The sequence below is a fragment of the Amazonocrinis nigriterrae CENA67 genome, from assembly GCF_016056305.1.
Lineage (GTDB): Bacteria > Cyanobacteriota > Cyanobacteriia > Cyanobacteriales > Nostocaceae > Amazonocrinis > Amazonocrinis nigriterrae.
Map to the genome: position 1 here is coordinate 243,862 of NZ_JAECZC010000007.1, position 11,160 is coordinate 255,021.

At 43.4% G+C, this 11,160-nt stretch carries 12 protein-coding genes and 2 pseudogenes; 9 read left to right on the forward strand and 5 right to left on the reverse strand.

Annotation, left to right across the window (positions count from 1 at the left end; genetic code table 11):
- Positions 1–118: 118 nt before the first annotated feature.
- The 6 genes from psb34 to miaB all read left to right on the forward strand — a co-directional run bounded on the left by psb34 (position 119) and on the right by miaB (position 4,794).
- Positions 119–289 carry a photosystem II assembly protein Psb34 gene (gene psb34, locus I8748_RS06245; protein WP_198123849.1) on the forward strand — a complete coding sequence of 57 codons (171 nt, stop codon included), beginning with the start codon at positions 119–121 and terminating at the stop codon, positions 287–289.
- A 294-nt stretch (positions 290–583) separates the two neighbouring features.
- Positions 584–883: an RNA recognition motif domain-containing protein gene (locus tag I8748_RS06250; RefSeq protein ID WP_198123784.1), complete on the forward strand. Its 300-nt coding sequence runs from the start codon at positions 584–586 to the stop codon at positions 881–883.
- Between the two features lie 371 nt (positions 884–1,254).
- The gene (locus I8748_RS06255; RefSeq protein WP_198123785.1) at positions 1,255–1,710 is read left to right on the forward strand and encodes a DUF1392 family protein; all 456 of its coding nucleotides are present in this window, start codon (positions 1,255–1,257) and stop codon (positions 1,708–1,710) included.
- 347 nt (positions 1,711–2,057) lie between these two features.
- On the forward strand, positions 2,058–2,522 hold the full coding sequence (locus tag I8748_RS06260) for a hypothetical protein (protein WP_198123786.1): 465 nt from the start codon (positions 2,058–2,060) through the stop codon (positions 2,520–2,522).
- Positions 2,523–2,601: 79 nt separating this feature from the next.
- Positions 2,602–3,303 carry a serine/threonine-protein kinase gene (locus I8748_RS06265; protein WP_225896328.1) on the forward strand — a complete coding sequence of 234 codons (702 nt, stop codon included), beginning with the start codon at positions 2,602–2,604 and terminating at the stop codon, positions 3,301–3,303.
- Positions 3,304–3,429: 126 nt separating this feature from the next.
- Positions 3,430–4,794: a tRNA (N6-isopentenyl adenosine(37)-C2)-methylthiotransferase MiaB gene (miaB, locus tag I8748_RS06270; RefSeq protein ID WP_198123787.1), complete on the forward strand. Its 1,365-nt coding sequence runs from the start codon at positions 3,430–3,432 to the stop codon at positions 4,792–4,794.
- Positions 4,795–5,328: 534 nt separating this feature from the next.
- On the opposite strand, the gene I8748_RS06275 is transcribed toward miaB, so the two are convergent.
- Complete coding sequence (locus I8748_RS06275; RefSeq protein WP_198123788.1) at positions 5,329–6,114, reverse strand: SAM hydrolase/SAM-dependent halogenase family protein; 786 nt, start codon at positions 6,112–6,114, stop codon at positions 5,329–5,331.
- Between the two features lie 473 nt (positions 6,115–6,587).
- Here I8748_RS06275 and I8748_RS06280 point away from each other — a divergent pair, with 473 nt between their 5' ends.
- Entirely contained in the window at positions 6,588–7,709 is a 1,122-nt protein-coding gene (locus I8748_RS06280) for a Gfo/Idh/MocA family protein (RefSeq protein ID WP_198123789.1), read from the forward strand.
- Between the two features lie 277 nt (positions 7,710–7,986).
- Here the strand turns inward: I8748_RS06280 and I8748_RS06285 are convergent, their stop codons facing one another.
- The 3 genes from I8748_RS06285 to I8748_RS06295 form a co-directional block, all read right to left on the reverse strand.
- Positions 7,987–8,295 (reverse strand): threonine dehydratase, encoded by a 309-nt coding sequence (locus I8748_RS06285; protein WP_198123790.1) that lies wholly within the window; start codon positions 8,293–8,295, stop codon positions 7,987–7,989.
- 284 nt (positions 8,296–8,579) lie between these two features.
- Positions 8,580–9,035 (reverse strand): cupin domain-containing protein, encoded by a 456-nt coding sequence (locus I8748_RS06290; protein ID WP_198123850.1) that lies wholly within the window; start codon positions 9,033–9,035, stop codon positions 8,580–8,582.
- 152 nt (positions 9,036–9,187) lie between these two features.
- The gene (locus I8748_RS06295; protein ID WP_198123791.1) at positions 9,188–9,625 is read right to left on the reverse strand and encodes a DUF6918 family protein; all 438 of its coding nucleotides are present in this window, start codon (positions 9,623–9,625) and stop codon (positions 9,188–9,190) included.
- A gap of 94 nt (positions 9,626–9,719) precedes the next feature.
- On the opposite strand from I8748_RS06295, the pseudogene I8748_RS06300 reads away from it, so the two are divergent.
- Positions 9,720–9,851, forward strand: a pseudogene (locus I8748_RS06300) (DUF4351 domain-containing protein); the annotation flags it as partial.
- A gap of 795 nt (positions 9,852–10,646) precedes the next feature.
- On the opposite strand, the gene I8748_RS34525 reads toward I8748_RS06300, so the two are convergent.
- The gene (locus I8748_RS34525; protein ID WP_214662445.1) at positions 10,647–10,877 is read right to left on the reverse strand and encodes a hypothetical protein; all 231 of its coding nucleotides are present in this window, start codon (positions 10,875–10,877) and stop codon (positions 10,647–10,649) included.
- A gap of 15 nt (positions 10,878–10,892) precedes the next feature.
- On the opposite strand from I8748_RS34525, the pseudogene I8748_RS06305 reads away from it, so the two are divergent.
- Positions 10,893–11,160, forward strand: a pseudogene (locus tag I8748_RS06305) (IS630-like element ISAcma28 family transposase); the annotation flags it as partial.

An 11,160-nucleotide genomic window follows, 5' to 3' on the forward strand; every position in this document is an offset into this window, starting at 1 on the left:
TTTATCCCTAATTACTAGCTCTTATCAAGGTTATCAACCTTTTTGTGTTCAGTCTTGTTGACTATTTGTAAAAATATTGTTATATTTATTTACATAAATTAATATGTTTAAACAAACTATGTACACCACCATTAACGAAGAAGGCATCCTGAACAACTACGCCACTGAACCTGAGATGTACTATGCCGCTTATCCATCACCAGAGCAGCAACGTCGCTACACACTCTTGGGTGCGGTTGCAGTAGTTTTCGTTACTGCTCTAGTTTTGGTTGCCTTGGGTGTCAGCTAGGATTTTTGAAGTTTGGCATCGGTATCTTCCTTCTACATTGGGTTTTCTCTCTCTAACCTCAGCTGATATGGCTGGGTTTTTTTATTGCTAATCAGTGCTTAGACGCCAAGAAAAGTCCCTTGCAAGGCTGACTAGGCTTTTGCAGATATTTGATAGCTATGTCATCTTAAAAAAGTGAGAATTAATTCGGTGAAAGGGTTTATTTTTAGTATTGACAGGCTTTTTGCTTTTGATATTGAAAGACTTGTCTCCGAAATTTAAATCTCTACACAGTCATAATTTTGGAGAAAATCGATGTCAATTTATGTGGGTAACATTTCTTACCAAGTTACCGAAGATGATATTAAAAGTGTTTTTGGAGAGTATGGTACTGTCAAAAAGGTTGTAGTTCCTACAGACCGTGAAACGGGTCGTTTGCGAGGCTTTGCTTTTGTAGAGATGGGTTCAGATGATCAAGAAGCAGCTGCCATTGAAGCTCTTAATGGTGCTGAGTGGATGGGTCGTGAACTGAAAGTGAATAAAGCTAAACCCAAAGAAGATAGAGGGCCGTCTGGTGGTAACAGAGGTAACTACGGTGGACGTAACCGTTACTAAGCTTTAAGCTCTCAAACGAACAATTGCTTCCTCAAGTGAGAAAATCTAACTTGGGGATGGCAAGCGATCGCCTCTGTTTCCTGTATCCAAGTATACATAGTAGCTAATAACCACTATCAAATCAATTCTTCACCCACCAAGGTAGACGTTGCAACAGACACAAGCAAAGCTTTGAACAAAAATGTTGAGCGCAGTCTTGACCCATAATTTAAATTTGAGTGGGGTAAGCCAAACCAATATTAAAGCATAGTAAAATTACTGTTTCTGTAGAAAAAGGCTATTGGTTATGGTCAGGTTAAGGATTTGACTGAAATTCCGGATTGTGCTGGTGTAATCAAGTGTATGTATAAAAAAGAGAAGTGCAAAGCATCATGATTAACCAGATTACCGCTTTAGAATCCTGTTGGCATACTTCCCCACCGTGGGGTCAACTTATGCCTCCCCTGGCAGTTCAAATGCTAGAAAAAGTCTTTCTGACAAGCTCAGATTTGTCAGGCTACTGTTGTGGTGTTCAGTGGGAAGAGCAGCAGTGGATTTATGCGATCGTCTGCCTTGGTGAAACACTCTACTTACCTGAGCGAGAATTTTGCATAACAAACACACGGGAAAACATCACTGTTCCTCCTCCAGCTTTTAAGTTAGGGGATGTAGTAGAAGTTAATTTTAGTGAACAGCCGACAAGCCGTATTATTCAAGGGATTTTTAGCCTCAAAAATAATTGGCTTTACGGCGTGGAGTGGCGATCACCAATTCTCGAAGAAGTGACCCCTCAAAGTAGAACCATATGGCTTGCTGATGTTGATTTAGTCAGTGTGGATAGACGCTAAGCTAAAGCAGCAATGCTTTTGGTAGGAGGAAAAAGCCTGTCCCAAAGCAGGTTTGTTTGGTTGTCCACTACTTAGAAACTCACCTGTATACTGCTTGACAAGCTGTGGCTTCTTTCTTATGCGCTTAATGACCGCAGCTTGACACACCACCAACTGTCTGTCAAATTCAAGCTTTTCGATGACTGCCCTGACATGTTCTACTCTATAGGCATTTAATTTTTGGGTTGATGGGCGGGAATCCATGCAGCATCAGCCTCACAAAATAGCTCTCAAATTTTTTACTCATCAAATCCGAAAAACTCCAATTTTAATTTGAAGTTTGAAGTAATCAAACTTGAGAGGTGATTATGAATAGCTGGAATCAAAAACTAAAGAAATCATTGCCAATAATTTTAGCTACAACTTGTGGAGTAACTTCATTATTAACTGCAATAGTAGGAACATCTTCCTTTGCCGTTGCATCAGAATCAACGACTAATCAACATTCACAAGTAAATAATCAACTGATAGCAAATGCATACACTTGCCCTCGTTATGCAGGAGGAGGGCTGTTAGAAGCTTATGTTGAAACTCCTAATTTTCAGATTTATATTTGTAACAAGCGTGGACAGCTTTTTTACACAAGTACTTCTAAGCTCAATCGTCAAGGTATCCGTTCTTTACCCATTGATGTAGAAGAAGGAACAGGATATGTTGCCAAGAATGGAAAATATGAATATCTTGTCAATGGTGCATCCTTAACCATTCTCAAAAATGGCTATGTTTTGCAAACAGATCCCGTGATTCAATATATAAGTGGTCACTCCAATTAGTGATGTTGCCAAATAAGAGTTTGGCATTAGGGAGCCAGTGCGTTGCGTCTGTTATCTTACATATAGGATACTGATACCGATGGATAAATCCCACATTCAGCAACTAATCAAAAGTATTCACCACGAACTACTCCCTAACTTACAACTTGAAAGTGTCAATCCCCATAACCCCGTCAAAGTCAGCTATCTCCCAGAACCTTGGCAGCTTGTGGGAGCTGGGAACTACGCCGCAGTAGTCTATCACCCAGATTACCCAGACCAAGTAGTTAAGATTTACGCCCCTGGTCGCCCAGGCTTTGAGGAGGAAGTAGAAGTTTATCGGCGCTTAGGTTCTCATCCTGCTTACTCTGAATGTTTATATGCCAAAGATGGCTTTTTAGTTTTAAAACGGTTGTATGGAGTAACTCTCTACGATTGTATGCACCGTGGTCTACGTATTCCCAAGCAGGTGATCAGGGACATTGATCAAGCTCTGGATTATGCTCGTAATCGTGGCCTCTACCCCCATGACATTCACGGTCGTAATGTAATGATGTATCAAGGTAGAGGATTAGTTGTAGATATTTCAGATTTCCTCGATCAAGAAACTTGCTCAAAGTGGAATGACCTGAAAAAGGCATATTATTGGTTATATTTGCCTTTACTCTACCCGCTGCGTCTACGGATACCATACTTTGTTCTGGATATTGTCCGCAAGAGCTATCGCTGGGGAACGAAGTTCCCAGCTGTATGTCGTCAGTTAATCAAGATGCTACGTCAGCATATACTTTTTAAACGTTAGCCTGATTGATTTGCCAGACTGAATATATTTGAGAATATCGCTACACTGATTAGAATATCGCTACACTTATTAAAGTGAATCAAAATAAAACTGATATAACGTTACGCTGACTAAGCCTAATTTCCCATGACCACTTCTAAACGCCGCTACCACATTACTACCTTCGGTTGTCAAATGAATAAAGCTGACTCAGAGCGCATGGCTGGCATTTTAGAAGACATGGGCTTTGAGTGGTCAGAAGACCCCAATCATGCAGATTTGATTCTCTACAATACCTGTACAATTCGCGATAATGCTGAACAAAAGGTATATTCCTACCTTGGGAGACAAGCTAAACGCAAGCATGAGCAGCCAGATTTAACTTTGATTGTGGCTGGTTGCGTTGCTCAACAGGAAGGCGAAGCGCTGTTGCGACGCGTGCCAGAATTAGATTTGGTGATGGGCCCACAATACGCCAACCGTCTCAAAGATTTGCTAGAGTCGGTGTCTGAGGGTAATCAAGTGGTGGCAACTGAGCCAATTCACATTATGGAAGATATCACCCAGCCGCGTCGAGATAGCAAAATTACTGCTTGGGTGAATGTGATTTATGGCTGCAACGAACGCTGCACTTACTGTGTAGTTCCTAATGTGCGTGGTGTAGAACAATCCCGTACACCAGAAGTAATTCGCGCCGAAATGGCAGAAATCGCTCGCCAAGGTTACAAGGAAGTGACTTTGCTTGGTCAAAATATTGATGCTTATGGCAGAGATTTGCCTGGTGTGACAGCAGAAGGTCGCCATCTGCACACATTCACAGATTTACTGTATTATGTGCATGATGTGCCAGGGATTGAGCGGTTAAGATTTGCCACTAGCCATCCCAGATATTTCACGGAAAGACTCATAAAAGCTTGTGCTGAATTGCCCAAAGTCTGCGAACACTTTCATATTCCTTTTCAATCTGGGGATAATGAAGTTTTGAAAGCGATGGCGCGGGGTTACACCCATGAGAAATATCGGCGGATCATCGATACTATCCGGCGGTACATGCCAGATGCATCGATTAGTGCTGATGCAATTGTGGGATTTCCTGGGGAAACAGAAGCACAGTTTGAAAATACTTTGAAACTGGTAGAAGATATCGGCTTTGACCTGTTGAATACAGCAGCATATTCACCTCGACCGGGGACACCCGCAGCTTTGTGGACAAATCAACTGAGTGAGGAAGTCAAAAGCGATCGCCTACAAAGATTAAATCATTTAGTGGCAATCAAAGCAGCCGAGCGATCGCAACGTTACTTTGGTCGCATTGAAGAAGTGTTGGTGGAAGACCAAAACCCTAAAGATAAAACTCAGGTGATGGGACGCACCGCCGGCAATCGTCTGACGTTTTTCACTGGCGATATCAATGAACTCAAAGGAAAGTTGGTGAAGGTAAAAATTACTGAAGTTCGCGCTTTTAGCTTGACTGGTGAACCAGTTGAAATCCCACAACCCATCCCAGTTTAATGCAATAAACAGAAATATCCGGCTGTTGGCTGTCAAAATAATTCGTAATTGATAATTCGTGAGGAAGTCGGAGTCTTGGCGGTTTCCGTCGAGTCCGAACTTCCGTTAGCGAAGCGGTAGCGACGTTCGCGTAGCGTCTCCCCTTGGGAGAAGGAGCGTCACCCGAAGGGTAATTCGTAATTATTAGCCCATACCTAAAGGTAGCCGCTCTGAATAATGAATAAATTTCTTTTTTTTCATTAATAAATTAAGGAGCCACTGCGGTGAGGCAGCCCCCATCTTGGCGGTTTCCGTCGTTAGCGCAGCTAAGCTGTGTCTTCTCCCAAAGGGAGACGCCAAAGGCGAACGAGCGTCTGGGGGACTGCCGTTAGCAAGAGCGTTAGCGAGCCTGCGAGCGTCACCCGGAGGGTCTTGGGCTTTGCCCAAGTGGAGCAAGTGGCGTGAGCTTGCACCCTCAAGGAATTAATTCTTAATTCCTAGTTAATGAATTTTTAATTACGAATTACGAATTACGAATTAGTAATTATTTGGTCATCAATCAACCTGTATCTGTGTACCAATTGATGGACGGTTAAATGCTTGCCAAGCATTGCCACCGCGCAGGAAAACTTCCATCCAGCGGGTATCTTTGCCTTGTGCATCAGTCCAACCACTGCTACCTGGTGCAAAAGCTAACTGTCCAGCTTCAACAGCAAAGCTACCATCGCTTTTTATCGCTTCGTGTTGCTTTTCACCGATTTGCAAACGTATAACTTGTCCTTCGTGGGCTTTTATAGCCTCATGTTTAATCGTGGTTTTCAAGTTGCCGTAACCGTCAATATAAGCAATACAGTTGGGTGGTACGTCGGGTATCTCAGAAAGTGGTATCTTATCATCTAAAGCATCTGGTTGACCTAATGCGATCGCACCCGCTGCTTCTGGAAACAAATCACGAGAACGAAACTGTGAACCTTCTGCCGCAACAGTAGCCCAACGCAACTCCACAGCCAGATCCCGCACAAAGGAGAAAGCATAACCTGCATTCACACCGATGACCCGCACACCCGTTGGCAGGCGTGCATAAGCCAACCGTTCCCCCGCATTATCAGCACGCGCCTGTTCATCATCTTTGCGAGGCGCGACGTTGTGGTAAATAATTGTTCCGGCGGGGGCTTTATTCAAGCCTAACTGCGCGATACAAAAACCTGCCGCTAAGGTTGCAAAAGCTGGTACGGGTGTGAGTATCGGTTCAGCATCCGGTAGATAAAGTTTCAACTGTTGCACTACTTCTGCAAAGGCGAGGTCGCCAAAGCCGTAATCAGCAATGATATGAACTAGCATAAAGTCCTGTCTCCTTTTTCCTTTGCTTATTTACGAACCTTGTTAGCGATCGCAACAACTTGAAAATTAATCACTTCAGGATTCCCCAATTCTGAGTTGAAAAGTAATTTATTTAACGACAGATATTTTTTGAATAATTCCAAGTTAATAGTTACTGTGCTTTACACACATGTATCAAATGACATAAAGTCCTTTATCTGTCCTATGCTTTATTGCTGCATTAGTTTCTGCATCAACTCTGGCAATTAGCAATCCTTCATGAAATTCTTTCTTCTTTCTTTATATATTTTGTGGTTCATCATTTTAGCTTTACTACTAAAGTAAATATATTTAAAGTTTAGTTTTAAATTTAACCTTATATCTCCTAAGTAAGATGATCGTTTCTCTCATCAGCAGGATGGAACACTTGCAAAACTTGATCACTGTAAAAGAGTGATTTTTTGAAAACAAGTTCTTCATCAAGAGGTTTAAAAATGACAGCGAAGAATGGAAAGCGCAAAATTCGTTACGCCGTTGTTGGTTTAGGTTGGTTTGCTCAACAAGCTGCTTTACCTGCATTTGCCCATGCCGAAAACTCTCAATTAGTTGCTTTAGTTTCAGATGACCCTACTAAACGTGAAGAACTTAGCAAGAAGTACGGTATCAAGCGTACTTACTCCTATGACGAGTACGAGGACTGTCTGACAAGCGGTGAGGTTGATGCAGTTTATATTGCACTACCAAATCATCTGCACCGTGATTACACTGTGCGTGCAGCAAATCAGGCAATTCACGTACTGTGTGAAAAGCCAATGGCTGTCACTGAACAAGAATGTGAGGACATGATTAAAGCCGCCAATGACAACGGCGTGAAATTGATGATTGCTTACCGTTTACACCTAGAACCAGCAAACTTACAAGCGATCGAAATTATACGTTCAGGACAAATTGGTGAACCGCGCATCTTTAACTCGGTTTTCACTCAACAAGTAGAGCAGGGTAATATTCGTTTACAACATGTTAAAGGCGGTGGCACGCTTTATGATATCGGCATCTATTGCATTAACGCTGCGCGTTATCTATTTCAAGATGAACCAATCGAAATTTTTGCCATAGCTGCTAATAAGGGAGAACAACGCTTCAGCGAAGTAGAAGAAATGGCCAGCGTCATCTTGCGTTTTCCCCATGAGCGAGTAGCAACCTTTACCTGTAGCTTTGGCGCGGCAAGTGTTTCGACTTATCAAATCGTAGGTACCAAAGGCGACTTGCGAGTAGATCCTGCCTATTCATGGCAGGGAGAACTCAAGCATTATTTGACAATCAATGGTGAAACCCAAGAGCAGACTTTTGCAGATCACGATCAGCTAGCAGCCGAATTTGTCTACTTTTCAGACTGTATTTTACAAGATAAAGACCCAGAACCATCGGGGATAGAAGGTTTAAACGATGTTCGCATCATTCGGGCACTTTATAATTCAATTCAAAGCGGTAAACCTGTACGAGTACAGAGTATTCAACGCCCTCAACATGTCACATCAGCTCAAACCATTGAGCGTCCTCCTCTTGAGGAAAAGCCAGACTTAATTCATGCAGCTGAACCTTCTACTAAATCGTAATATCAAAAAAGCTCCTCTCCCAACCTTGGGAGAGGAATTTAGAATCGGGTTAAGGGTTTATCAAGAAAGGCAGAGGGCAGAGGGCAGAAGGCAGAAGGGATTTATCCCTTCTCCTGAGTGCCCGAACCATCTGCGCGACCGGAGGGAGCAAGGGTTTAAGACCCCCACCAAATTTCAAGAAAGGTGGCTCCTTTTCAGGAGGGGTTTGAATCCCCTTCTGAAAAGAACCTTCTGCCCTCTGCCTCCTGCCTTCTGCCTTCTTCAAGCAAGAAGTCTATTAATTTTTTTTGATTTCACGAGCCATCTTGAGGTAATAGTCCATTTTAGCTTCAGGACGACGGCGTTTAGTGGTGGAAGTTTCAGCTGTATTATCCTGCTTAGTTTCAGCAATCTCTTTAGTAGAAATTCGTTTTATACTTTGCGCGTCATCAGATTCTAAGAAACTAGTAGAACTGTTGTATCCGAAGATGTTAACGAAAAAGCCAAAGGCATTTTTGATAAAATTCGTAAAAATTTTCAAAAATACAGTTAAAAAGCCTTCAATACGAATGAAAAAGTTGCGAATAAATTGAGGAAGACGAACCATAGCGACCTCCATGAATACCTATTAATATTGTGTTCTAATTCCACAATCCTAGGTTAAGCACTTAATGATTCTCTATCAACATAGAAGGTGCAATGTATTATACTTACTCAATAATTATTGCGATAAATTGAGGTACAGGGTAATTGCAGAAGCAATTGAGGAATTGCTTCTACGGTTTGGCTAGAAATACACTGATACATTACTTTTTCTAGCTGAAAAGAGAAGTTTTATATGGTGTTACATCTTGATGATTGACATACTCCCCACAATTCAATTCGGAGGCTTTACGCATCACGCCTCGTAAATTTTCTAGATATGCCATCAGGGCTGGCTTCTGTGGTCAAATCTGGATGATCAGGATAAATCGCTTGATCATTGGGGGTACGGTCTCCTACTTCTAGATAAACGGCAACCACCGACGATTGATTCACTAAATGATGTCCATTTGCTTCACCTGCGGGAAATCCTGCTGCCATTCCTGGTGTGAGAATTTCTGCTCCTGCATCTGTAACTAAGGTCAGTTCACCCTCTAAAATATAGATGAACTCATCTTGATGAGAATGCCAGTGTCTTAAAGCAGAACAGCTTCCTGGCTCTAATGTCACCAGATTGACTCCAAAATTATTTAATCCTGCAAAGTTGCCTAACCGTTGTCGTATTCGTCCTGCAACCATTGGCTTGAACTCATCGGGGTAAGCTGTGCCTCTTTCAGTAGGCACTTGTTTAGGGTCGATAATCATAAAATTAGTAATATTGGACTTAAGTAAAACTACAGGTTGTAGCGACAATTGATGAATTGCCGCTACATAAAAATCAGGGTTTCGGCTGGGAAACAATTACCCCACCTGCATTTGAGGGGGCGCACGCCTAGCTGTATTCATTCCCTTGTCGGTTATGCTTTGGTGTAGTTATCGATTACCTTGGCAAAGTCTGGCACTGCTTCTTGTACATGTTGCTTGGCTGAACCGCGAAATTTTTCATAGGTTCCTCGTACGATTTGGCGCTTCACACTCTTGATCCTAGTATCAGTAACACTCAGTAGTGCGTCCGCTGTGCGATCGCGACTGGTAATGAGATACTCAACAGGATCACCTTTGTCTACACCTTCATTCCAGAGCGGATCAAGCGCCGTCAAACACTGTGGTAAAATCTGCTCAACAACATAGGGGATGTAGCCGGGCTTGATTCCCTTGAGGGCAGCGAAAGCAGTTTTCAAGGCGATACCGCTGATGCCTGACTTTGCAGCTAGCTGCGCTTCAATCATGTTGCAGCAGTCATCAACCACCTGAGCTTTTTTGTTTGGGTTCGAGAGTCCGTCACTAAGTCCCATGTCACTCCTCTTTGGTGTCTTCGCACCTAATTTTCACTGAACTACTTTCTTAGAATAAGAAATCACAACAGAAAATGGTAAGCGAATGTGCATTGAAATTAATCCATTGTTAATTGAAAGAGTTAGAGGATTATCCATTGAACAGCTAGAAACTTTGGGAGAAGCATTGTTAGATTTTTCAGAAGTTGCTGAACTCGAAGCTTGGTTAAACCAACAAGAAGTATAAATAATCGCTTAAATAATTAAACTTTGGCTAAGTCGGGGATAGTATAGCAAAGTGCTGAGGAGCCAGCCGCGTGGTGTTAGCGAAGCGGTAGCGAGTCTTCTCCCAAGGGGAGACGCTGCGCGAACGAGCGTCGGCAGCGCGCAGAAAGGGGGTCTCCACGCCACTTGCTACAACGGGGGGAACCCCCCTTCGGGTTCGGGGGTGACGCTCCTGCGTCGCTAACGCTTCGCTAACGCAATCGGCGGAAACCGCCAAGACTGCGACCCCCTCACCGCAACGCAGTGGCTCCCCATGAGCGACTGCCGCGCATGGTTTCCCGACTTGAGCGGACTGGCGTTGCTAAGTGCTGTAGACGCTTCTGCGGCTTCCCGCAGGGTGGAGCCACTGCGGTGAGGCAGTACGGTGAGTCCAGTGCGGTCTTGGGCTTTGCCCAAGTGGAGCAACTGGCGTTAGCGTCGCTAACGCTCTTGCTAACGCAATCGGCGGAAACCGCCAAGACGGGCGCTGCTTCACCAAGACGGGGACTGGACTCACCAAGACTGCGACTGCCTCACCAAGTGGAGCATATGGCGTTGCTGAATATAAACCCGGTTATTTCAAGGCTTTGAGCCATCAGCATTGTCCTAACAGATGTGATACCAATTTAGATTGGAGACAGAGCAGATAAGGGAAACTGAGAATCATCGTTTAGAGATCTCTACCGATGGTTGGTGTGACCTCAATTGAAGTCAAGGAAAGTTTGGATGATTTGGTAGAAAGGTTGCGTCAAGCCGAAACAGCAACAGCAAAAGAACGTTAGCAAGTACTGTACTGGCTCAAACAGGAGAATGCACCGACGAGAACTGCGATCGCCAAAGCCATCGGGAAACATCGCAACACAAAAAGCAGAAGCCGCAACAGCCAGAGTCCTTTAAAAAAAACTTGCAGATGACCTGGAGTTGTTGAGTCAGTATGATCGGCAAGTTCGCCAACAAGAACGCCCAATTCGCTACTTCGCTGACTTTGGAGAGTCGTTTTGGACTGCATACACTGCTCGGACGCTTGATTAGTGCCTGTGGAGTCAAACCCATAGGAGCATGGCAGTGGTTATTCAAAGCCTTTTGGCTCTCTGGTGCGGTTGAACCTGCAACAGGAGAATCCTTTTTTTTACAGTTTTCTCATGTTGATAGCATTGGGTATCAACAGTTTTTAAATGAATTTTCTCAAGCATATCCAGATAGTCTCAACATTCTTCAAGTTGATCAAGGGCGCTTTCATACAAGTAAGCATCTGATTTTGCCTGAGAATGTGATGAGAGTTGTTTCAACCA

What these genes read in the sequence shown, in the direction of transcription:
- I8748_RS34525 (WP_214662445.1), bottom strand. Translation starts at nt 10,877, where the DNA reads ATGCAGTCCAAAACGACTCTCCAAAGTCAGCGAAGTAGCGAATTGGGC.
- I8748_RS06285 (WP_198123790.1), bottom strand. Translation starts at nt 8,295, where the DNA reads ATGGTTCGTCTTCCTCAATTTATTCGCAACTTTTTCATTCGTATTGAA.
- I8748_RS06295 (WP_198123791.1), bottom strand. Translation starts at nt 9,625, where the DNA reads ATGGGACTTAGTGACGGACTCTCGAACCCAAACAAAAAAGCTCAGGTG.
- I8748_RS06275 (WP_198123788.1), bottom strand. Translation starts at nt 6,114, where the DNA reads ATGCTAGTTCATATCATTGCTGATTACGGCTTTGGCGACCTCGCCTTT.
- I8748_RS06265 (WP_225896328.1), top strand. Translation starts at nt 2,602, where the DNA reads ATGGATAAATCCCACATTCAGCAACTAATCAAAAGTATTCACCACGAA.
- I8748_RS06260 (WP_198123786.1), top strand. Translation starts at nt 2,058, where the DNA reads ATGAATAGCTGGAATCAAAAACTAAAGAAATCATTGCCAATAATTTTA.
- miaB (WP_198123787.1), top strand. Translation starts at nt 3,430, where the DNA reads ATGACCACTTCTAAACGCCGCTACCACATTACTACCTTCGGTTGTCAA.
- I8748_RS06280 (WP_198123789.1), top strand. Translation starts at nt 6,588, where the DNA reads ATGACAGCGAAGAATGGAAAGCGCAAAATTCGTTACGCCGTTGTTGGT.
- psb34 (WP_198123849.1), top strand. Translation starts at nt 119, where the DNA reads ATGTACACCACCATTAACGAAGAAGGCATCCTGAACAACTACGCCACT.
- I8748_RS06290 (WP_198123850.1), bottom strand. Translation starts at nt 9,035, where the DNA reads ATGATTATCGACCCTAAACAAGTGCCTACTGAAAGAGGCACAGCTTAC.
- I8748_RS06250 (WP_198123784.1), top strand. Translation starts at nt 584, where the DNA reads ATGTCAATTTATGTGGGTAACATTTCTTACCAAGTTACCGAAGATGAT.
- I8748_RS06255 (WP_198123785.1), top strand. Translation starts at nt 1,255, where the DNA reads ATGATTAACCAGATTACCGCTTTAGAATCCTGTTGGCATACTTCCCCA.